This window comes from Metabacillus indicus LMG 22858, assembly GCF_000708755.2.
Classification (GTDB): Bacteria; Bacillota; Bacilli; order Bacillales; family Bacillaceae; genus Bacillus_P; species Bacillus_P indicus.
Genome location: NZ_JGVU02000002.1, coordinates 1,064,146 through 1,083,892 on the forward strand (window position 1 = coordinate 1,064,146; position 19,747 = coordinate 1,083,892).

Genomic DNA, 19,747 nt, shown 5'->3' on the forward strand with positions numbered 1-19,747 from the left:
AAAAGAACAGCTGCTACCTTTTGGGTGAACAGCTGTTCCGCACTTCTGGTCCTTCAGGTAAATTAAGCTTACAATATCACAAAATCCATGCACTTTCAATCCTTTTAGCGCGGCTGTTTCCTGATATTCTGGGGGTGTACGATGCTTGGTCTGACCTTTGCCCCGGGCACCGATGTCCGGATGAAAACCTGCCACAGAGCTTTTGCATTAAATGGGAGGAACGGCCACAAATATGGCGTGTTCAACGATCTGATGCTCGCCAAGTATAAGAAAATCAAGGTAGTCCCGACGACAAGTCCTTCTGCGTGAAAGAGTGCAACTGCCACAAGGAGCACCAGCCTGACCATTTTGTTGGCAATGCTCAGCTCATAACTTGGTGTTGCGAACGTTCCGATGGCAGCAATCGCTACATATAGAATGACTTCAGGAACAAAAAGTCCGACATCAATGGCAATCTGTCCGATCAGAGCTGCCGCAATCAAGCCCATGGCAACGGACAATGCTGTCGGCGTATGAATGGCCGCCATTCTTAAGAATTCGATGCCGAGATCAGCGAGAAACAGCTGTACGACAATTGGAATGTTCTTCTTTTCATTTGGTCCGATATAGTCTATCGCTTCAGGCAAAAGTGACGGCTCCAATACGTATGCAAACCACAGCGGGACGATAAATATCGATCCTATGATGCCGAGAAACCTCACCCATCTTAAAAATGTCCCGACAGCAGGGGCCTGGCGGTATTCCTCCGCGTGCTGAACATGGTGAAAGTACGTGGTTGGCGTAATGATCACACTTGGAGATGTATCAACAATAATTAATACATGTCCTTCAAGCAAATGATTGGCCGCAACATCAGCCCGCTCTGTGTACCTGACAAGCGGAAACGGATTATATCCCTGTTTCACCAGGAATTCTTCCACCGTTTTGTCTGACATCGTAAGTCCGTCTATCTTAATGGTCTCAAGCTCTTTTTTTACCACTTCAACCATATCGGGGTCTGCAACATCTTCTATGTAGCACAGGCACACATCGGTTTTTGAGCGTTCACCGATTTTCATCATTGAAAACCGCAAGCCTTCATCCCGGATTCTTCTGCGCATCAAAGCAGTGTTCACAATGATATTTTCAACAAAACCGTCTCTTGAACCCCGGACCACTTTTTCTGTATCCGGTTCTTCAGGGTTTCTGCCGGGATAGCTCCGCACATCAACGACGATTCCGTAATCAAAGCCTTCAATCATGAAGACAACTAATCCTGAAAGGACCTGATCTACTGCTTCATCCATGGTTTTAAGCTTTTGCACCTGCTGATGGGCAAGCCTGTTTTCAATGATTTCATTGACTTTCATCCGTTCAAACTCAAAGTCATTGATTTCAACGAGTTCTTTTAAAATCGGAATCAGAAAAGAAGTATCACAAAGGCCTGTCACGTAGTACATATTGACCTCTACGCCCAGGACATAAATTTTCCGGACTCCAAGGTCAAAGCTTTGATTTAGCCCAACATGGTTTTTAAAATAGTTTTCATTGACGGATAGTTTAGATGAAATTTTGGTCTTCTGTTCTGATTTTTTTTCGCTCATCTGCCATTCCGCTCCTTTCCAGGATTAATTCAACTGCTTTCATGGTTATTGGAGAGCCCCGGTCAACGCTGTCTTTGCGGGACATTTTCCCGATGTCTCCGATCCCCACAATAATCGGCACATTCAGTCTGTCCAGACAATAGACGGTGTCTCCCGTCATTTTTCCAACTTCAAATTCTCTTATGCCGCTTTTATCGACCCCATATTCGGAAATCTGTCCGTCCCGGTCGATGGATACATCAATATTCGTCCATTCGGACCCGTGCGTCTTGGCTGCAACGGCGATGACCCCAAGCACTTCAATTTGAGGATGCTCCGCTACATGCATAAGCGCTCTTTCACCCGGACCTTCTTCTAAAAGACCGCAATCATCAAACATGACAAAGACAGGGTCATATGGGGTTTTTAAGATTAGCTTCACAATTTCAGGACCTGTCAAAAAAGTGGGATTCCCTTTGGACTGGGAAATGCATCTGCCGCCGACTTTCTTTGCCGCATAAGCAATCGTTTTGGCCGCATATACATCTCCATCTGTCACGATAATGACCCTTCTTGTCTCTGTCATAGGATGATCTTATCCTTTCGGCTTAAAAATAAGTGCCACGAAAAATGCAAACACGATAGCAGCGGAGATCCCGGCAGATGTCAGTTCGAAAATACCGATTCCAATCCCGATAATGCCGTGTTCCTCTGCCTGCTTCATTGCCCCGTGCAATAGAGAATGACCGAAGCTTGTAATCGGAACGGTGGCGCCTGCCCCTGCAAATTTTATAAAATTATCATAAATGCCAAAGCCGTCAAGAATGGCACCTGACACAACGAACGTACTCATAACATGTGCCGGTGTAAGCTTTGCAAAATCAAGCAGAATCTGGCCGATGACACATATAGCCCCGCCAACTGCAAACGCAATTAAGTATTCCATGTATTGTTCCCACCCCTGTCCACTCTCTCGAAAACAACTGCATGAGCAATTGTCGGAATGGATTCTTTTTGCTGAATCATCGTCGGGCTTAAAAGAGCACCCGTTGCAACCACCATCACTTTTTTCAAATTGCCGTTTCTCATTTCGTCAAAAAGATGGCTGTACGTGACAACAGCCGAACATCCGCAGCCGCTGCCCCCTGCAAACACGTTCTGGTCAGGCCGGTATATCATAATGCCGCAGTCGTTATGATTGGCATAGACGTCAAATCCTTCTTCTTTTAAAAGATCTTTCACAATCGGGCTTCCGACAGAAGCCAGGTCGCCTGTTGCAATCAAGTCATACTCGTCCGGAGATATCTGCAAATCCTTAAAATGCTGTGCAATGGTATCCGCAGCTGCAGGCGCCATAGCAGAACCCATATCAAAAGGATCCGTTATTCCAAGGTCCGCCACACTGCCGATGGTCGCTGACGTAATTCTGATGTCACTCTCGTCGCGGCTGACAATGACAGCTCCTGAACCGGATATTGTGGACTGAGCTGTTTTCGGCTTTTGACCGCCATATTCGGTAGGATACCTGAATTGCCGTTCTGCTGTAGCGTTGTGGCTGCTCGTAGCAGCCAACACCCTGTTTGCAAATCCCCCGTCAACTAGGGCCGAACTCACAGCCAGCGTTTCCATGGAGGTTGAGCATGCTCCAAACATGCAGAGAAAAGGAATCTTGTTATGCCTTGCTGTATAGTTTGCTGTCACGTTCTGATTCAGGAGATCTCCTGCAAGGAAAAAATCAATATCTTCCTTTGTGAAATTTCCTTTCTTCAGGGCAAAATCGATCGCATCCTCCATCAGCCGCCGTTCTGCAAGCTCCCAGTTATCCTCATCGCAGTGGAGATTATCATATGTTTTATCAAATCCGCTGCCGAGCGGACCATCTGCTTCTTTTGGCCCGACAGCTGTTCCGCTTGACTGAACATAAACAGGATTTTCAAAAACCCACGTCTGCTTCCCGGTTAATCTCATTTTTTATAGCCCCTCCTTCTTTTTAAAATGCCAGTCCGTAAACATATCTGATAATCCCTACCACGTATGCTGCCACTACACCGAATACAATGACCGAACCTGCAAGCTTAAACATGTTTGTCGCAACTCCGAGCACAATCCCTTCACTTCTGTGCTCAAGAGCTGCACTTGTCATAGAATTAGCAAAGCCGGTAACAGGTACGGCTGAACCTGCCCCTGCAAACTGGCCGATTCTGTCGTAGATGCCAAAACCCGTAAGGAGAGCTGAAATTAATATAAGTGTTGCGACCGTAGGGTTTCCGGCGGTTTTTTCCGTAAAATGAAAGAAGTTTATATACATGTTTGAGATGGCCTGGCCAAACGCGCATATCAGCCCTCCCACAATGAAAGCCTTGAGACAGTTTTTGAAATATGGCGGCTTCGGCTGATACGTCTTTACCTTATTTTTATAATCGTCCTTTAAATTTGCCATGTTTTCTCCTCCCGGAATTATTGATAGACGAAATAGAGCCAGTGAAACAGAGACCCTGCAACTTTTCCAAACACAATCGCCATTAAGAGAATGACAATCTTGTCGGCAATCCCGATTCTTTTAGCGAGAATCGGAAAGACATTCAGCACTTCAGTAAGCGCTGCGGCAAGCATGCCGATGAAAATTCCATTGATTAAGCCAACGGGTAAAAGGAAAAATTCGGGCAAGAACAGTTTTGAATCCCTTAAGCTGACCCATCCCCCTGTAATAGCCCCTGCTACAATGGCCCACTCATATGCCTGAATCATATCGACGGTTTTCGTCAGCTGCGTGAGCCGGGGGATGATTCCGAGCACCGCTAAAAATGCTACGAACCCCGATCCTACAGCAAGCCCCCCTGCGAGCCCGATCAGCATCGTGATCAGAAGGTTAATGATCATCGATTTTTTTCATGCTTTCTTTGTTTTCTTTCATGGATACATACATATCCATGTCGAGCTGATAATTGAACATCTCGACCTCAAGCGGACTTGGCTCTTCATTAATTCTCTTTTTAAAGAGATGATTGAAAAACAGAATCATCCCAAGACCGAGTCCGATTGAATATGGGATTTGCAGAAGAAGCGGATGCTCAGACGTTTTTCCGGTAATAATCGTATACAGCCGTTTATGCACAAGCTGCATGCTGACATCTTCATGAAAATTCATAATCGCAAGCGCTGCTCCGACAAAGAGCAGAATCCAGACAAGCGCGAACAAAACAGGCGAATACGATTTTTTCTGAAACACAATCTCCACAATTGTCTGCGCAGGCCCTACAGCCTGAACATCAATATCCGGATCTGTCTTATGTACCTCTGCAAGCACCCGCATGACATCGATCACGACGATATTCTTATCACTCGGCTGCACCCTGTGGACAACAAGATTTGAAACCCGGGTCCGGAGCTCCTTTTCAGCCACAATCTGAGCAATTTTTGAGACGGTAATACAATCGTCAGGGCGGACCTGCACTCTGTGACGCAGCCGGATGTATACCGTTTTTTCCATCACATTCACTTCCTGAAAATAGGATTGTACCTGTAGTATGCATTGGAAGAATTTATATCATGCAACTTGCAGCGGGCCATTAATTACCAAAGGAGTTTTTATTAAGGGGATACTCGGGGCTTTGCGGGATTGTAGAGGGAAATAGTGATGCGGTGCCGGGGACCGGTCAAATTGATCTGATGAATTTTATATATAATACAGTTAAAACTGCCAGCCGTACTTCAATCCATCACGCTTAGTATTTTCCGCAAACTCAAAAAAGACACATCGCATGATATGTCTTTTTGAACAATTATTGATCCATCCGGTCTTTCATTTGCTGGAGGATCTTTTTTTCGAGCCTTGATACCTGCACCTGTGAGATGCCGAGGCGTTCGGCGACTTCTGATTGAGTCTGGTCTTTGTAGTACCTGAGATACACGATCAGCTTTTCCCGCTCATCGAGTTCTTTTATGGCATCTTTCAGGACGATTTTGTCAAACCACTTCGTCTCGCCCGAGTCGGCGATTTGATCGAGCAGGGTGATTGGGTCGCCATCGTTTTCGTAGACGGTTTCGTGGATGGAGGATGGCGCGCGTACGGCTTCCTGTGCAAGAACGACTTCTTCGGGTGTGATCTCAAGGTAGTCTGCGATCTCAGAGACAGTAGGCATTTTGCCGAGCGATTTTGATAAATCATCTTTTGCTCTTCTGATTTTGTTGCCCAGTTCTTTTAGAGAGCGGCTCACCTTTACTGTGCCGTCATCCCGGATAAAGCGCTGAATTTCGCCGATAATCATCGGAACCGCATAGGTTGAAAATTTAACGTCGTAGGACAGGTCAAATTTGTCAACCGATTTTAAAAGGCCGATGCAGCCGATCTGAAACAGGTCATCTGCTTCATAGCCCCTGTTCAGGAATCTTTGAACGACAGACCACACTAAGCGCATGTTTTTTTCAACAATCGTGTCTCTTGCCGTCTGGTCACCTTCCTGGCTGCGTTTGATCAGTTCCTTTACTTCATGGTCCTTAAGCTGAGTTTTTGAGATATCGTTCTTGACCTCCACATCCATAGCAAGTCTCCTTAGTTTACTAAAGCTTTGCTTTTCGATAAGTGTTTTGTAAGCTTTACCGATGTTCCGCGGGATTTTGACGATTCAATTTCCACTTCATCCATGAAGTTCTCCATGATGGTAAAGCCCATTCCTGACCGTTCAAGTTCCGGCTTAGTTGTATAAAGAGGCTGTCTTGCTTCTTCTACATCGCTGATTCCCATTCCCTCATCGCGGATGGACAGTGTGACTATGCTGTCTTCGAGTGTGACAGAAATATAGACAATTCCGCTTGGGTCGTTGTCATAGCCGTGAATGATGGCGTTTGTCACCGCCTCAGATACGACCGTTTTGATTTCAGTCAGTTCATCAAGTGTCGGGTCAAGCTGGGCAATAAATGCCGCAACTGTCACGCGCGCAAAGGATTCGTTCTGGCTGAGCGCGGAAAATTGAAGGTTCATCTCATTTCTCATGATGCCACCCCCAATGTAACGAGCGCTCTTTCTTCAGACGACTCCAGGCGGATGATTTTAAACAGGCCTGACATATCAAACAGGCGTTTGACTGCAGGCGATATGGCACAGACGACCATTTCCCCGCCGATTTGCTTCACTTGTTTGTATCTTCCTAAAATGACACCAAGCCCTGAACTGTCCATAAATGACAGGTGCTCAAGGTTCAGTACGATATGCTGAACGTTTTCAGATGCAAGAATGTCTGTCACCTTCTGGCGCAGTTCCTCCGCAGTATGATGATCGAGTTCACCGATCAGACGAATGCACAGGACAGATTGTTTGACATCAAGCTCTACTGCTAGACTCATCCCTATTCCTCCCTAAATTCCGGATATAGTCAGTTTCGAGGTTTTGACGCTTTTTTCCTGCCCTGTGACAAAACTAGTGCCTATTCGCCAACATTAGCCAGTTTCTGTTTTCAGCCTGATTTCGTAAAGTCTGAGAGGACGCGTTTAAAGAGTGTCCACCAGCCGGCCTGCTGAATATCGCCTTCTGCAACGAGAGGACTTTCAACGACCGTTTTACTGTCTTTTTTCAGAATCAATTTTCCAAGCTCATCGCCTTTTTTAAGCGGCGCCTGAAGATTTTGCTTCATGACAACTTCCTGAGTGACATCTTTTACACTTCCGCCTTTTTTCGTCAGTACTGAAATCGGTTCAGATGTGACAAGATTTAAGGTTTTGCTGTCGCCTTTGCTGATCTTCATTTTTGCAACGACTTCGTTCCGTTTGAACAGAGGGTGCGTTTCATATTGGCTGAATGCGTAATCAAGCATTTTTGTCACTTGTGCATTTCTGTCTTTTGGAGTCGGCGCTCCCATGACAACGGCAATGACACGCATGTTGTCTTTTTTGGCAGTGGCCGTCAGGCAGTATTTTGCTTCATTTGTAAAGCCTGTTTTCACGCCGTCTACGCCTTTATAGAACTTTACAAGGCGGTTGGTGTTAACGAGCCAGAATTTTTTATCGGTATCCTCGCGAAGATAATCTTCATAAGATCCTGTGTATTGGGTAATTTTTTCAAATTTCAGTAGTTCTTTCGCCATAACGGCCATATCATGAGCTGTGCTGTAATGCCCTTTTTCAGGCAGACCTGTCGGGTTTTGAAAAGCCGTATTTTTAAGTCCCAGTGCTTTAACACGTTTGTTCATTTTTTTAACAAATGCATCCTCAGAGCCTGCAATACGCTCGGCCATGGCAACCGATGCATCATTTCCGGATGCGATGGCGATGCCTTTAAGCATTTCATGAACGGTCATCTCTTCTCCCGGTTCAAGGAAGATTTGAGATCCGCCCATGGAAGCTGCATATTCGCTTGTACGGACTTTTTCGTCCATTTTAAGCTGCCCTTTATCAATCTCTTCCATAATCAGCAGCATGGTCATAATCTTTGTCATGCTCGCTGGAGGAAGCTTTTCATCACTGTTTTTATCATAGAGAATGTTGCCGGTGTCGCGTTCGATCAGTACAGCCGATTTTGCTTTATCCGCAAGCTGGACTGAGCCTTCTTCTGCAAAAGCAGGTGTTGCAATGGTCAATATCATGGTGCTGAGCACTGCGGTTGATAGTAGACGTTTCATCTCCAAGCCCTCCATTCATATACTTCCCATTTTTTCCATGTGATGAAAAAATATACTTATGGACACCAAAATTTTTGCATGCAAAAAGCCGGGAGTTCATCCCGGCTCTGGCTGTTCTTATTCTTTTACTGTATCATGCACAAGCGGCGGTGCTTCCACTGCCTGCTGTGACACTTTGATGCTCTCATAAAGCTTCGCTTTGACTTGCTCCACATCTTCCTGGTTGCTGTAAATAGTTACTAGAGAATCGCCTTTTTTGACGGCCTCTCCAATTTTTTTGTTCAGCATCAGACCGACTGCAAGGTCAATTTCAGATTCTTTCGTAGCGCGTCCCGCTCCAAGCCACATCGCTGCAACTCCTACAGAATCTGCTACGATTTCAGACACATAGCCGTCTTCTTTTGCCGGAAGTTCAACTTTGTATTTTGCCTGCGGCATTTTGCTTGGGTCATCAACCACTGAACCGTCTCCGCCCTGTGCTTCAAGGAATACTTTCAGCGTTTCAAGAGCTTTTCCGTTTTGAATCACTTCTTCAAGCATGCTGCGCGCCTCTTCAAGGGATGATGCTTTTTCTGCAAGGAACACCATGTAGCTTCCAAGCGTTAAGCACAGCTCGTGAAGATCTTCCGGACCTTCGCCTTTTAATGTATCAATGGCCTCTTTGATTTCAAGTGCGTTTCCGATCGCGTAGCCAAGCGGCTGGCTCATATCAGAAATAACGGCCATCGTTTTGCGTCCGACTGCATTTCCTATCTCAACCATTGCCTGTGCAAGTTCTCTTGCATCATCAAGGTCTTTCATAAATGCTCCAGCGCCTGTTTTTACATCAAGAACAATGGCATCTGCTCCTGCTGCAATCTTTTTGCTCATAATCGAGCTTGCAATCAGCGGAATGCTGTCAACTGTTGCTGTTACGTCACGAAGAGCGTAAAGCTTTTTATCAGCAGGAGTTAAGTTGCCGCTCTGGCCGATAACCGCGATTTTGTTTTGGTTTACAAGCTTAATGAACTCTTCATTTTCAATCTCAACATGGAAGCCAGGTACAGCTTCAAGTTTATCGATCGTTCCGCCTGTGTGGCCAAGGCCGCGTCCTGACATTTTTGCAACAGGAACTCCGACTGCAGCTACAAGGGGTCCAAGAACAAGTGTCGTTGTATCGCCTACTCCGCCTGTGCTGTGCTTATCAACCTTGATGCCTTCAATCTTGCTGAGGTCGATCGTGTCGCCTGAATGAACCATTTCCATCGTTAAGTTTGCGCGCTCTTCTTTTGTCATGCCTTTAAAAAAGATGGCCATTGTAAGAGCACTGATTTGATAATCAGGAATGTCACCGTTTGTATAGCCTTTGATGATAAAGCTGATTTCTTCTTTTGTCAGTTCTTTTCCGTCACGTTTTTTTTCAATTAAGTCAACGATTCTCATTTTTTCTCCACCCCGCTGTGAATATCTTCAACGATTTTCTTCACTAGATTCAGGAAGTTCGTTTTTACCATTTCTGTTGTTTCCATTACTTCATCATGTGAAAGCGGCTGGTCCAGAATACCGGCAGCCATGTTTGAAATACAGGAAATGCCAAGCACCTTCATGCCTGCATGATTGGCTACAATGACTTCAGGCACAGTTGACATGCCGACTGCGTCTCCGCCAAGGACACGTGCCAGGCGAACTTCTGCCGGTGTTTCATATGCAGGTCCCGTATTTCCGACATACACGCCTTCCTGCACTTTAATGCCAAGCTCTGAAGCCGCATTCTTTGCAAGAGTTCTTAGGTCGCGGCTGTATGCCTGGGACATGTCAGGAAAACGCACGCCGAGGTCTGAATCATTTGGTCCAATTAACGGGCTTGTTCCCATATTATTAATATGGTCAGAAATGATCATTAAATCACCCGGTTCAAACGATTCATTCACTCCGCCTGCTGCATTCGTGACGATAATCGTTTTTACGCCCATTTCCTTAAGTACACGGACAGGGAACGTAACTTTCTTCATGTCGTAGCCTTCGTAAAAGTGGAACCGGCCCTGCATAGCAGCAACGTTTGCTCCTTTAAGCGTTCCGAATACAAGCTGTCCGGCATGGCCCTCAACAGTGGATACCGGGAAATTTGGAATGTCCTCATATGGAATTTTAACCGGATTCTCGATTTCATCCGCCAGAACACCAAGACCAGATCCAAGGATCAGACCGATTTCAGGCAGGTTTTTTACTTTTTCCTTCATGAACTCTGCAGACTGTTTAATTTCTTGCAGCATGTCTCGTTCCCCCTTTAGTTTTTCAATTCGTGCAAAAAGCTTTTTCCATGCTTTGGCATCGTCACTTTAAAGTTGTCGGCAATCGTCGCGCCGATATCAGCAAATGTTTCTCGGACAGGCAGTTCCGTGCCTTGTTTCATGCGCGGGCTGTACGCCAAAAGCGGAACATATTCACGTGTATGGTCTGTCCCGTGATGAACAGGGTCATTTCCGTGGTCAGCCGTAATGATGAGCAGGTCATCTTCGTTTAATTTGGACATTAATTCAGGCAGACGAGCATCATACTCTTCAAGCGCGAGGCCGTATCCTTCAGGATCTCTTCTGTGCCCGAACAGCGCATCAAAATCAACCAGGTTTACAAAGCTTAGGCCTGTAAAATCACGGTCGGCTGTCTCAGCAATCTTGTCCATTCCGTCCATATTCGATTTCGTGCGGAGCGCGTCTGTAATGCCTTCTCCATCATAAATATCCGAAATTTTGCCGATGGCAATGACGTCGAGCCCGCCATCTTGAAGCTCATTCATAACCGTGCGTTCAAATGGCTTCAGCGCGTAGTCGTGGCGGTTTGCCGTACGCTTGAAATTCCCCGGATTCCCCACAAAAGGACGGGCAATCACACGTCCGACCATATATTTTTCATCAAGGGTCATCTCGCGTGCCATTTCACAGATCTTAAGCTGCTCTTCAATCGGAATGATGTCCTCATGAGCCGCAATCTGAAGAACCGAATCCGCAGATGTATACACAATCAGCGCTCCCGTTTTCATATGCTCTTCGCCAAGCTCATCCAGAATCTCCGTTCCTGATGCAGGTTTGTTTCCAATTACTTTTCTGCCTGTTTTTTCTTCAATAGCTGAAATCAGTTCATCTGGAAAACCGTCCGGAAACACTTTAAACGGTGTATCAATACGAAGGCCCATGATTTCCCAGTGGCCTGTCATCGTATCCTTTCCGTTTGAAGCTTCCTTCATTTTTGTATAGAATGCCTGCGGTTTTTCCTGAACAGGAATTCCTTCGATTTCTTCTATGTTGCTCAGTCCAAGCTTTGCCATGTTCGGCATGTTAAGGCCTTTCATATGCTCTGCAATGTGGCCGAGTGTGTGTGAGCCTTTGTCGCCGAAATCAGCTGCATCCGGTGCTTCCCCGATGCCGACTGAATCCATGACGATCAGAAACACTCTTTTATATGTATAATCAGACATGTAGATCCTCCTTATGACTTAAAGTTGCTCTTTACTACCATTTCCCAATCGATGAAGATTGATTTACGCGTTTTCATTGGTCAGAAGTCTGACATCTAAAGTATAAACCGTTTTCACGGATTCTGACAATCATTATCTTTCTTTTTCCTTGTTTTATTTGTTCGAAAACCTGTTTGTCAAAAAAAGATAAAAAGCCACCCCTCAGGATGGCTTATGCTCTTGGATGATATTGTCTGTAGACGTCTTTCAGTCTAGTCTTTGAAACATGCGTGTAAATTTGAGTGGTGGAAATATCCGCGTGGCCGAGCATTTCCTGTACCGCCCGCAGATCTGCTCCATTTTCAAGAAGATGCGTTGCAAACGAATGGCGGAGAGTATGCGGCGTAAGCTCTTTGCTGATGCCTGCCTCAAGGGCAAGCTTTTTCAGATTCTTCCAGTAGCCCTGGCGCGTCATCCTGTTGCCGTGATGGTTTAAAAACAGGGCATCTGTCTGGTTTTTCTTCGATGCAAGCTTTGTTCTTCCCCTGTCAATGTACGTCTCAAGCGCTTCTGCTGCGGTTCTTCCAATCGGAACGATCCGCTCTTTATTGCCTTTTCCGATGCAGCGGACAAAGCCCATCGTCAAATGCACGTCGGTTATATCAAGATTAATCATCTCACTCACCCGTATGCCAGTCGCATAAAGCAGTTCAAGCATGGCTTTATCTCTGTAGCCAAACGGCGATGTGAGTTTTGGGGTATCAAGCAGTTTTTCAACTTCTGTTAGTGAAAGCACTTTTGGAAGGGTCCGTTCGACCTGGGGAGATTCAATATGTACAGTAGGATCGTGGTCTGCGGCCTTTTCTCTTAAAAGAAACTGATGAAAGCTGCGGATGGAAGCAGTGTGCCGGGCGATTGTCTTGCTTGATTTTCCCGCTTCCTTTAAAGATTTTAAGAAATGGATAATTGAAAGTCGCGTCACGTCCTGAAAAGACGAAAGCTCTTCTTTTTCAGTCAAATAGTGATGGTAGCTTTTTAAATCACGTTCATACGAAACAATGGTATTGTGGGAAAGCCCCCGCTCCACCACCAGGTAATGCATGAAATCCTGAATTTGATCTTTCAATTTCCTCTACTCCCCGTTTAAGTAAAAGAAAAGCAGCCTGTTCAGCCAGTGCTCCTCTTCATCGGCCACCATCTTGGTGACCTTAAGCGCTGCACCCTCGGGCTGGTCATAGCGGTGCATTTCTTCATACTCTAAGTTAACCCAAATGATAGCATAATAGAAAAGAATCGTAAATCCGGTAAACAAAATAAAAACTTTGATCATATCAAACATGGTCCGTGCTGCTCTCACTCGCATTGCCTCCTTAAGAACCCGGCATCTTACCTAAACATATGCCAAAAAGGACAAACTTTATACGAATAAACGCAAAAAAACCTCTCCAATAATTAGGAAAGGTTTACTCCTGCTCTTCGTCCGGCTGTTCTTTCTCCTGACACCGGCGGCAAATGCCGTGAAAGGTCAGACGGTGATCTTTAATTTTAAATTGAAAGTCCCGTTCAACAATCTGTTCTACATCCTCAAGAAGATCTTCTTCTATTTCAGCGACCGCGCCGCATTCAATGCAGACAAGATGATGATGAAAGTGCGCTGCGCCTTCTTTTCTCAGATCATAGCGCGATACGCCGTCTCCAAAGTTTATTTTATCGACAATTTTAAGTTCTGTAAGTAGCTCCAACGTACGATAAACAGTTGCTAAACCAATCTCTGGCGCTTTTTCCTTAACGAGGAGGTAAACATCTTCAGCACTCAAGTGATCTTCTTCACGCTCTAGCAGTACTCTGACAGTAGCTTCGCGCTGAGGAGTCAGCTTGTAGCTGGATGAATGCAACTGCTTTTTTATCCGCTCAATTCTGCTTTCCATACACACATTCCTCCCTCGCCGCGTTCCTCATCCATTATATCAAAAGAAAGGGATGTGTCCAACGAAAATCATTCCAATCTAATAAATAAAATGATTATTAGATAAAAATCATTCTATTTAGATACAATCTCAATAACATTTTTCATCAAAACAGGCGACGCATATGCCTCAAGCCCTGATGCAGCAGCGGTCAGCACAGCAATAGCAACAAAGAATGCCGCATACCGCGCGAACATCGAAAACGGCGACTCTGCCAGATTTGATTTTTTATTCAAGAGCTGCTTTACAATTTTAAGAGAAAAAGAGATGGCAGTCGTACCCATAATAATAAATGCCGGTATTAAAATCATATTCTGCGGCATAACCGAAACAAATGAAAGCAAAAAGCCCTGCCAGCCCATTTGATTGACAAGAAAACCGACAGTAAAGCCAACGACAATTCCCTTTAAGAATAACATAATCAGAATCACCGGCAAACCTATGATTGAAATGCCGAGCACCCACATCAGGCCCAGATATTTCAGATTATGAAAAAAACTCTGCTGCAGCATTTCCACTGAACTTGCCACCTTGCCCTCAGAAACTTGTCCGAAAAAGCGGCTTAAATAAAAATATAAATCTTCCTTTTGAGTAAAGTTCATGCTGTTGACGATGACCGCCCCGAAAATTACCCCCATCAAAAACAATACAAAGACAAACAGGTAGAGCGACGAGCGTTCTTTCATATGCTGGATCATCATTGCTTTTAATGGATGTTTGCGCATCTTTTCTTCCTCCCGGTTTTTCACTTACTAGATTGTATGAAAAAAAGGAAGAAACTATGACAAGCCCCTATTGCATTATTTTCCCAAAAGGTTATAATTCTTAAAAACTGACAAGGCGGTGTTCCTATGAAACGACCAATCTTACTTGATTTTCCGAATGAACTGACAACAGACAGACTCCTGATCCGCGCTCCCCGTCCAGGTGACGGCAAGGCAGTGAACGCCGCCGTAAACGAATCACTTGAAGAATTAAAGCCTTGGATGCCGTTTGCGCAAAAAAGCCAGTCTATAGAAGACACAGAAGCAAATATCCGCGAATCCTGCGCTAAATTCATGCTGCGGGAGGATCTGCGTCTTCTCATGTTTGACCGGATCACCGGCGAATTTATCGGAAGCACCGGCTTCCACCGCATGGACTGGGATGTTCCGAAAGTGGAAATCGGCTACTGGATTTCAACAAAGCACTCCGGAAAAGGATACATGATCGAGGCTGTTGAAGCCCTGACTGCCTTTGCCGCCAGAGAATTCGGCGCCAGGCGGGTAGAAATCAGGTGTGATCCGGAAAATGTTAAAAGCCGGCGCATTCCTGAAAAACTCGGTTTTCAGCTGGAAGGCATCCTCAGACAGGACGATGTTTCTGCAGACGGACGTTCCCTGAGAGATACGTGTGTGTTTGCTAAAATCTTTTAACGCAAGAAGGCACTTTGACAAAAAGTGCCTTTTCATGCTTTAGAAACCCTGCCGTAAATCCCGCCTCCGCCCGGTTCTGCGCCAAGCCTGCCTTCCCTTGCCGCAAGTATGTACGCTGCTGTTTTAGCAGGAAGCACATTCTCAAGAAGTTCCTTTGAAACCTCATGCAGGATCATCATTTCCGTTCCGAACGCAGTCTTCAGTTTTTCCAGTGTTTTCGGTCCAATGCCGGGGATAAACTGCAGCGGAACCTGATGTACATAAGGCGGTCGCTCCCTGCCACTTCCGGCCCTTCTGTCCGCCAGTTCAGCCAGCCGGGTGCTGACCCCTTTTGTAAACCGGGAACTGCCGCAGTTTTTGCATGATTGTTCCTGTTCTTCGTTTGCAGCACCGCATGTTTCACAGACGGTTCTGTAATACTTTCCAAGCAGCGGATTCAGCCCGTGGTTGGAGGCAATCCGGCGGTCCCCTTCCCCTTTCAGAGCCATCCTGACCTCTTCAAATGAAGGTTCGGCAAGCTTGAGCTTCTGATATTCTCTTCCGATTTTGGACGTCGAATGAGCATCCGAATTGGTCAGAAACGGATACTTGTCAAGCTCTGTGACTTTCGATGCCATCTCTGTGTCTGAACTCAAGCCAAGCTCAACGGCGTCAATCCATTCAGGTTCCAGTATCTCTTCAAGAGAAGCATGGACTCCGCTTCCATAAAGACTCTTATGCGGAGTGAAGATATGGGCGGGAATAAACAGCCCGTTAAGCTCCCTTACTTTCTTCTGCAGCGTTTTGGCTTCCCCGTACATTCTCTGCGTACTCAGGGTCAGGTTTTTCACCCTGCTGCCGAGCCAAAAGGAAAAATCCTTCATCCTCTCAATCGTCGGCATGAACACCAGGACGTGCAGCGGCCCTTTGCAGAGAGAATCATACACTTCTATTTCACAGCCAAGGAGAAGGGTCGTTTTTTCAAACCTGATGCCGCCGTGCTGGAGCTCGCGCCATTTGCCTTCCCCGATGCCGTTTTCAAGCGTAATCAGAACTTCAGGAACGTGACAGTCTATGACTCCTATGATATCCATCCCTTTATGCCCGCTTGCTTCTACTAAAATATTTTCAAGCGTCAGCTGCTTTGAGGCCGTTATTTTCACAGGCTTTCCGGAAGAAGTCCGGCCTATATGAATATGTAAGTCCGCATAATAATCGTTCATGCTATTTCTGAAGAGCCTGCTTTAATTGCAGATATTGAACAGCATAGGCGGTTTTTGCATCGAAAATCCGCTGCTCATCAATCAGCTGCTGCGCCTCTTCAAGCGTCACCTCCAGCACATCAACGAACTCATCCTCATCAAGCTCTGCCTTTTCTTCAAGAACGTGCAAGTCATCCGTGTAGTAAACATGAACAAGTTCATCGGCAAATCCCGGAGATGTATAAAAAGAAATCAGATGCTGCAGCGATTGTGTTGTATAGCCTGTTTCCTCTTCAAGCTCACGCTTTGCCGTCACTTCCGGAAGCTCCCCTTTTTCAAGCTTGCCTGCAGGAATCTCCACAAGCACCCTCTCCATGGCTTTTCGGTATTGCTGAACCATCACAAGCTTATTGTCTTTCGTCAGTGCCAGGACAGCTACAGCACCGGGATGCTTGATAATTTCGCGCGTGCTTGTTTTTCCGTTAGGCAGCTCCACCTCTTCCAGATACAAATCAATAATGCGTCCTGAAAACAATTTTTCTGATGTTTTAGTGGTTTCCTTTAAGTGGTTCATTTCCGTTCCTCCGCGTTCTACAAATTCTCATGATTACATATATTCTACCACATTCTTAAGAAGCATCAGAGGCACCGCCTGAAACACCGCTTTAATGGACATACTGATATCCACTACACGGGAAGCGAGGCGAATAAGCATGAAGATCTACCTTCTTGAAAAAGGCATCGTCCTTGTCGGCAAAGCATGGGAAGTCCGGGAAAAGCTGAAAGAATACAGCAGAAAATATGAAACAATTGAACAGTGGACAAAGGACAAGTAAGCGTCACAATTGCTTTTTCCTCCTGCTTGTACTAATGTCAGTAGAAAGACGAACAGGCAGGAGTGAGACAAATGAAAAAAAGACAGCTTGGCACATCTGATTTAATGGTAAGTGAAGTCGGACTCGGCTGCATGTCCCTTGGAACAGACAAGGAGCAGGCAGAATCCATCATTGATGCAGCACTTCATGATGGCATCAACTATTTTGACACGGCCGATCTATATGATTTCGGACTGAACGAAGAATTTGTCGGAGCTGCCCTGAAAAAGAAACGAAAAGAAATCATCCTCGCCACAAAAGCGGGCAACCGCTGGAACGAAGCAAAAGACGGCTGGACCTGGGACGCTTCCAAAGCCTATATAAAAGAAGCGGTCAAACACAGCCTGAAACGCCTGAAAACAGATTACATCGACCTTTACCAGCTTCACGGGGGCACAATCGAAGACAATATCGATGAAACCATCGAGGCTTTCGAAGACTTGAAAAAAGAGGGATTGATCCGCTACTACGGCATCTCCTCCATCCGTCCGAATGTCATTAAACAGTACTTGGAGAAATCCTCCATCATCTCTGTCATGATGCAGTACAGCCTCCTTGACCGCCGTCCCGAAGAATGGTTTTCCCTTCTGAACGACCATGGTGTCAGCGTCATCGGCCGCGGCCCGATGGCCAAGGGACTGCTTACAGACAAATGGGAAACAAAGCTGAATGAAAAAGGCTACCTCTCATACAGCGAAGAAGAACTGCGCAGACTTCTTCCGCAAGTCGCAGCAGAAAGCGGACTTACCATGACCGAAACGGCCATCCAGTATTGCCTGAAACAGCAGACAGTCGGAACCATCGTTCCCGGCGCCAGCAAAATCGAACAAGTTCAGGCAAACTGCCGCGCTTCTGAGGCACGCCCGCTTTCAGGTGAAGAATTTGTAGCGCTGCAGGCTTTGACGAAGTTTGATAAGTATGAGGGGCATCGGGAGTAGACATGCTGGTGAATAGAAAAAGGAGGGGCTTTAGAGAATTACTCAGCCCCTCCTTTTTTATTTTGAATCTGCTGAAATGGAAAGACTGTTCGCCCACTCGTTTTCTATAAACCGTTTTTTCCAGAGGCAAATCTCCCACAAATCGCTTACCGGATCCTGTGTGAAAGGAACTGTCGGCATGTAGCCCGGCGGACCGTATTCAGGCGTAAAGGTCAAATCGGTTCCCTCACGCTGATGACGGGTAAAGATCGAACGCCACCATTTCAAATGGGCATCCTGCTCCTTCCCCCAGACAGGATCTCTCGGATCAGCCACCTGCGGCCCCTGCGCATGGCCTGTTCTTGTATGCACATGTATGGTTCTTTCTGCCGCAAGCTCGATCCATTCTGCATGGTCTTCAAGCAGTGATTCGCACACACATACCCAGTGGCTGAAATCGGCAGTAAGCTTGAGATCCTTGATTTCGCTGAGCAGCCGCCCGGTTGTCCATGGGCTGTACATCGCTCTTCCCCTGTGTGTTTCGTGCGCCACTGGAAGGCCAATCTTTTTTTCTGCGTCCACTGCCCTTTTGAAATAATCAAGCTGCTCTTCAAATGGCATTGAGTCTTTCGCACTTTGAGAATTAATCAGAAGCGGTTGAAAATCAGCCGCTTCCTGAACTTGTTCCTCAAAGCTTTTGATGTCGGCTGCAAAAATCTGCGCGACATATACAAACCCGTACTGATGAAGAAGCTCACTAAATTCAGACCTTTTCCCGCCGTCAGGCAGCGGGCATTCAATACCTTTATAGCCGGCTTTGTAAATGCGCTGAAATTGGGTCTCTAAAGGTCCAGGCATTCCCCAAAGCGACTTTATGCTGATTAACTCTGCCGTCATTTCTCATCTGCTTTTTTCGTTTTATGATAAACAAGCGGGTTAAGAGGACTGTTTACAACATCCCCGGTAACAAGCCCGGGCATCCATTGTTTTAAATCATTTGCTCTTGCTTCATTGTCTATTTCGGCTACCTTTGTTCCGTCTGCAATGTAGATGACAGTCATCACTTCACGGGTTGAATCCGACGGATTTCCCGGAGCGCTGTGCAGCGTCCATCCATAGTGAAATGTCGCATCACCAGCTTTCATCGCCCCATAAGTCACCTGCTTATAACCATTTTGATCGATATACTCCCCAAGTGTCCGGTGAGATTCATCCGAAATGCCAAGCTTGCTGATGTATCCTTGTTTATGGGAGCCTGATGCAAAACTCATGGAGCCCATTTGATCTGTTACATCAACAAGCGGCATCCACATTGTAATGGTCTTCGAAGTATCGACAGGCCAGTAAGTCTGATCCTGATGCCATGGCGTGTGTCCACCGCCAGGCTCTTTGTACAGGGCCTGATCATGATAAATCCTTACCCCGTCTGCACCCAGAAGGTCGGCTGCAATTTTGGCAAATCTCTCTGCCATGACAAATTTCTTTACATCCTCCGAATGCTCCCACACATTCATGACCTGAATAAACGCTTTTCCGTACGTATCCCTTTCCTCCAATGGCGCAAGCTTCTCGGCGTGGCGCTGCACAGATTGATGGATTGCATCCCTGTAGGATGCTATTTCCTCTTCTGAAGCCACTGCTCTAAGACAAATATGCCCATCCTCTTGATATGCTGCAATTTGCTCTTTTGAAAGCTCATACTCTCCCTTTAAATCCGGAAGTTCCCGCTTAATCTTCTCTGTCATTGCAATCCCTCTCCTCTTTCTGTCATTCTCTATTTTTG

The 19,747-nt window shown here is 46.0% G+C and carries 25 protein-coding genes; 3 read left to right on the forward strand and 22 right to left on the reverse strand.

Annotation, left to right across the window (positions count from 1 at the left end):
• Positions 1-104: 104 nt before the first annotated feature.
• The 18 genes from AZ46_RS08640 to spoIIM form a co-directional block, all read right to left on the reverse strand.
• On the reverse strand, positions 105-1,583 hold the full coding sequence (locus AZ46_RS08640; RefSeq protein ID WP_029280095.1) for a spore germination protein: 1,479 nt from the start codon (positions 1,581-1,583) through the stop codon (positions 105-107).
• A complete protein-coding gene (gene spoVAEA / locus AZ46_RS08645; protein ID WP_029280093.1) occupies positions 1,540-2,148 on the reverse strand; it encodes a stage V sporulation protein SpoVABEA in 609 nt (202 codons plus the stop codon). The genes AZ46_RS08640 and spoVAEA overlap by 44 nt, the downstream gene beginning before the upstream one ends.
• Positions 2,149-2,157: 9 nt before the next feature.
• Positions 2,158-2,508, reverse strand: a complete 351-nt coding sequence (gene spoVAE, locus AZ46_RS08650; protein ID WP_029280091.1) for a stage V sporulation protein AE — start codon at positions 2,506-2,508, stop codon at positions 2,158-2,160.
• Positions 2,496-3,530, reverse strand: coding sequence for a stage V sporulation protein AD (gene spoVAD / locus AZ46_RS08655; RefSeq protein ID WP_029280089.1), 1,035 nt, complete (start codon positions 3,528-3,530; stop codon positions 2,496-2,498). The genes spoVAE and spoVAD overlap by 13 nt, the downstream gene beginning before the upstream one ends.
• Positions 3,531-3,552: 22 nt before the next feature.
• Positions 3,553-4,002, reverse strand: a complete 450-nt coding sequence (gene spoVAC, locus AZ46_RS08660) for a stage V sporulation protein AC (RefSeq protein ID WP_029280087.1) — start codon at positions 4,000-4,002, stop codon at positions 3,553-3,555.
• 17 nt (positions 4,003-4,019) lie between these two features.
• The gene (locus AZ46_RS08665; RefSeq protein ID WP_029280085.1) at positions 4,020-4,442 is read right to left on the reverse strand and encodes a stage V sporulation protein AB; all 423 of its coding nucleotides are present in this window, start codon (positions 4,440-4,442) and stop codon (positions 4,020-4,022) included.
• On the reverse strand, positions 4,432-5,052 hold the full coding sequence (locus tag AZ46_RS08670) for a stage V sporulation protein AA (RefSeq protein ID WP_029280084.1): 621 nt from the start codon (positions 5,050-5,052) through the stop codon (positions 4,432-4,434). The genes AZ46_RS08665 and AZ46_RS08670 overlap by 11 nt, the downstream gene beginning before the upstream one ends.
• 292 nt (positions 5,053-5,344) lie before the next feature.
• Positions 5,345-6,103, reverse strand: a complete 759-nt coding sequence (sigF, locus tag AZ46_RS08675; RefSeq protein ID WP_029280082.1) for an RNA polymerase sporulation sigma factor SigF — start codon at positions 6,101-6,103, stop codon at positions 5,345-5,347.
• An 11-nt stretch (positions 6,104-6,114) separates the two neighbouring features.
• Positions 6,115-6,555: an anti-sigma F factor gene (spoIIAB, locus tag AZ46_RS08680; protein WP_029280081.1), complete on the reverse strand. Its 441-nt coding sequence runs from the start codon at positions 6,553-6,555 to the stop codon at positions 6,115-6,117.
• Positions 6,552-6,905: an anti-sigma F factor antagonist gene (gene spoIIAA / locus AZ46_RS08685; RefSeq protein ID WP_029280080.1), complete on the reverse strand. Its 354-nt coding sequence runs from the start codon at positions 6,903-6,905 to the stop codon at positions 6,552-6,554. The genes spoIIAB and spoIIAA overlap by 4 nt, the downstream gene beginning before the upstream one ends.
• A gap of 110 nt (positions 6,906-7,015) precedes the next feature.
• On the reverse strand, positions 7,016-8,176 hold the full coding sequence (locus tag AZ46_RS08690; RefSeq protein ID WP_029280078.1) for a D-alanyl-D-alanine carboxypeptidase family protein: 1,161 nt from the start codon (positions 8,174-8,176) through the stop codon (positions 7,016-7,018).
• Positions 8,177-8,293: 117 nt separating this feature from the next.
• On the reverse strand, positions 8,294-9,598 hold the full coding sequence (locus tag AZ46_RS08695) for a pyrimidine-nucleoside phosphorylase (RefSeq protein WP_029280076.1): 1,305 nt from the start codon (positions 9,596-9,598) through the stop codon (positions 8,294-8,296).
• Positions 9,595-10,428 carry a purine-nucleoside phosphorylase gene (locus AZ46_RS08700; protein WP_029280074.1) on the reverse strand — a complete coding sequence of 278 codons (834 nt, stop codon included), beginning with the start codon at positions 10,426-10,428 and terminating at the stop codon, positions 9,595-9,597. Before AZ46_RS08700 ends, AZ46_RS08695 begins: the two co-directional genes overlap by 4 nt.
• Positions 10,429-10,442: 14 nt before the next feature.
• Entirely contained in the window at positions 10,443-11,630 is a 1,188-nt protein-coding gene (gene deoB, locus AZ46_RS08705) for a phosphopentomutase (RefSeq protein WP_029280072.1), read from the reverse strand.
• 211 nt (positions 11,631-11,841) lie between these two features.
• Positions 11,842-12,735 carry a site-specific tyrosine recombinase XerD gene (gene xerD, locus AZ46_RS08710; protein WP_029280070.1) on the reverse strand — a complete coding sequence of 298 codons (894 nt, stop codon included), beginning with the start codon at positions 12,733-12,735 and terminating at the stop codon, positions 11,842-11,844.
• Between the two features lie 6 nt (positions 12,736-12,741).
• Complete coding sequence (locus tag AZ46_RS08715; protein WP_029280067.1) at positions 12,742-12,972, reverse strand: YqzK family protein; 231 nt, start codon at positions 12,970-12,972, stop codon at positions 12,742-12,744.
• Between the two features lie 100 nt (positions 12,973-13,072).
• Positions 13,073-13,537 carry a ferric iron uptake transcriptional regulator gene (fur, locus tag AZ46_RS08720; protein ID WP_029280065.1) on the reverse strand — a complete coding sequence of 155 codons (465 nt, stop codon included), beginning with the start codon at positions 13,535-13,537 and terminating at the stop codon, positions 13,073-13,075.
• 113 nt (positions 13,538-13,650) lie between these two features.
• A complete protein-coding gene (spoIIM, locus tag AZ46_RS08725) occupies positions 13,651-14,301 on the reverse strand; it encodes a stage II sporulation protein M (protein WP_029280063.1) in 651 nt (216 codons plus the stop codon).
• Positions 14,302-14,427: 126 nt separating this feature from the next.
• Here spoIIM and AZ46_RS08730 point away from each other — a divergent pair, with 126 nt between their 5' ends.
• Positions 14,428-14,991 carry a GNAT family N-acetyltransferase gene (locus tag AZ46_RS08730; protein ID WP_029280061.1) on the forward strand — a complete coding sequence of 188 codons (564 nt, stop codon included), beginning with the start codon at positions 14,428-14,430 and terminating at the stop codon, positions 14,989-14,991.
• Between the two features lie 32 nt (positions 14,992-15,023).
• Here AZ46_RS08730 and AZ46_RS08735 read toward each other — a convergent pair whose 3' ends face one another.
• Positions 15,024-16,193 (reverse strand): endonuclease Q family protein, encoded by a 1,170-nt coding sequence (locus AZ46_RS08735; RefSeq protein ID WP_029280059.1) that lies wholly within the window; start codon positions 16,191-16,193, stop codon positions 15,024-15,026.
• A gap of 1 nt (position 16,194) precedes the next feature.
• Positions 16,195-16,746 (reverse strand): NUDIX hydrolase, encoded by a 552-nt coding sequence (locus AZ46_RS08740; RefSeq protein ID WP_029280057.1) that lies wholly within the window; start codon positions 16,744-16,746, stop codon positions 16,195-16,197.
• A 139-nt stretch (positions 16,747-16,885) separates the two neighbouring features.
• Here AZ46_RS08740 and mciZ point away from each other — a divergent pair, with 139 nt between their 5' ends.
• Both mciZ and AZ46_RS08745 read left to right on the forward strand, forming a co-directional pair.
• A complete protein-coding gene (gene mciZ, locus AZ46_RS21475) occupies positions 16,886-17,008 on the forward strand; it encodes a Z-ring formation inhibitor MciZ (protein WP_081414156.1) in 123 nt (40 codons plus the stop codon).
• Between the two features lie 71 nt (positions 17,009-17,079).
• Entirely contained in the window at positions 17,080-17,985 is a 906-nt protein-coding gene (locus tag AZ46_RS08745; RefSeq protein WP_029280055.1) for an aldo/keto reductase, read from the forward strand.
• A 57-nt stretch (positions 17,986-18,042) separates the two neighbouring features.
• On the opposite strand, the gene AZ46_RS08750 is transcribed toward AZ46_RS08745, so the two are convergent.
• Together AZ46_RS08750 and AZ46_RS08755 are read right to left on the reverse strand one after the other, a co-directional pair.
• Positions 18,043-18,861, reverse strand: coding sequence for a sugar phosphate isomerase/epimerase family protein (locus AZ46_RS08750; protein ID WP_035319167.1), 819 nt, complete (start codon positions 18,859-18,861; stop codon positions 18,043-18,045).
• A complete protein-coding gene (locus AZ46_RS08755; protein WP_029280052.1) occupies positions 18,858-19,709 on the reverse strand; it encodes a phytanoyl-CoA dioxygenase family protein in 852 nt (283 codons plus the stop codon). Before AZ46_RS08755 ends, AZ46_RS08750 begins: the two co-directional genes overlap by 4 nt.
• Positions 19,710-19,747 lie beyond the last annotated feature (38 nt).

What these genes read in the sequence shown, in the direction of transcription:
- AZ46_RS08640 (WP_029280095.1), bottom strand. Translation starts at nt 1,583, where the DNA reads ATGAGCGAAAAAAAATCAGAACAGAAGACCAAAATTTCATCTAAACTA.
- spoVAEA (WP_029280093.1), bottom strand. Translation starts at nt 2,148, where the DNA reads ATGACAGAGACAAGAAGGGTCATTATCGTGACAGATGGAGATGTATAT.
- spoVAE (WP_029280091.1), bottom strand. Translation starts at nt 2,508, where the DNA reads ATGGAATACTTAATTGCGTTTGCAGTTGGCGGGGCTATATGTGTCATC.
- spoVAD (WP_029280089.1), bottom strand. Translation starts at nt 3,530, where the DNA reads ATGAGATTAACCGGGAAGCAGACGTGGGTTTTTGAAAATCCTGTTTAT.
- spoVAC (WP_029280087.1), bottom strand. Translation starts at nt 4,002, where the DNA reads ATGGCAAATTTAAAGGACGATTATAAAAATAAGGTAAAGACGTATCAG.
- AZ46_RS08665 (WP_029280085.1), bottom strand. Translation starts at nt 4,442, where the DNA reads ATGATCATTAACCTTCTGATCACGATGCTGATCGGGCTCGCAGGGGGG.
- AZ46_RS08670 (WP_029280084.1), bottom strand. Translation starts at nt 5,052, where the DNA reads ATGGAAAAAACGGTATACATCCGGCTGCGTCACAGAGTGCAGGTCCGC.
- sigF (WP_029280082.1), bottom strand. Translation starts at nt 6,103, where the DNA reads ATGGATGTGGAGGTCAAGAACGATATCTCAAAAACTCAGCTTAAGGAC.
- spoIIAB (WP_029280081.1), bottom strand. Translation starts at nt 6,555, where the DNA reads ATGAGAAATGAGATGAACCTTCAATTTTCCGCGCTCAGCCAGAACGAA.
- spoIIAA (WP_029280080.1), bottom strand. Translation starts at nt 6,905, where the DNA reads ATGAGTCTAGCAGTAGAGCTTGATGTCAAACAATCTGTCCTGTGCATT.
- AZ46_RS08690 (WP_029280078.1), bottom strand. Translation starts at nt 8,176, where the DNA reads ATGAAACGTCTACTATCAACCGCAGTGCTCAGCACCATGATATTGACC.
- AZ46_RS08695 (WP_029280076.1), bottom strand. Translation starts at nt 9,598, where the DNA reads ATGAGAATCGTTGACTTAATTGAAAAAAAACGTGACGGAAAAGAACTG.
- AZ46_RS08700 (WP_029280074.1), bottom strand. Translation starts at nt 10,428, where the DNA reads ATGCTGCAAGAAATTAAACAGTCTGCAGAGTTCATGAAGGAAAAAGTA.
- deoB (WP_029280072.1), bottom strand. Translation starts at nt 11,630, where the DNA reads ATGTCTGATTATACATATAAAAGAGTGTTTCTGATCGTCATGGATTCA.
- AZ46_RS08715 (WP_029280067.1), bottom strand. Translation starts at nt 12,972, where the DNA reads ATGCGAGTGAGAGCAGCACGGACCATGTTTGATATGATCAAAGTTTTT.
- fur (WP_029280065.1), bottom strand. Translation starts at nt 13,537, where the DNA reads ATGGAAAGCAGAATTGAGCGGATAAAAAAGCAGTTGCATTCATCCAGC.
- spoIIM (WP_029280063.1), bottom strand. Translation starts at nt 14,301, where the DNA reads ATGCGCAAACATCCATTAAAAGCAATGATGATCCAGCATATGAAAGAA.
- AZ46_RS08730 (WP_029280061.1), top strand. Translation starts at nt 14,428, where the DNA reads ATGAAACGACCAATCTTACTTGATTTTCCGAATGAACTGACAACAGAC.
- AZ46_RS08735 (WP_029280059.1), bottom strand. Translation starts at nt 16,193, where the DNA reads ATGAACGATTATTATGCGGACTTACATATTCATATAGGCCGGACTTCT.
- AZ46_RS08740 (WP_029280057.1), bottom strand. Translation starts at nt 16,746, where the DNA reads ATGAACCACTTAAAGGAAACCACTAAAACATCAGAAAAATTGTTTTCA.
- mciZ (WP_081414156.1), top strand. Translation starts at nt 16,886, where the DNA reads ATGAAGATCTACCTTCTTGAAAAAGGCATCGTCCTTGTCGGCAAAGCA.
- AZ46_RS08745 (WP_029280055.1), top strand. Translation starts at nt 17,080, where the DNA reads ATGAAAAAAAGACAGCTTGGCACATCTGATTTAATGGTAAGTGAAGTC.
- AZ46_RS08750 (WP_035319167.1), bottom strand. Translation starts at nt 18,861, where the DNA reads ATGACGGCAGAGTTAATCAGCATAAAGTCGCTTTGGGGAATGCCTGGA.
- AZ46_RS08755 (WP_029280052.1), bottom strand. Translation starts at nt 19,709, where the DNA reads ATGACAGAGAAGATTAAGCGGGAACTTCCGGATTTAAAGGGAGAGTAT.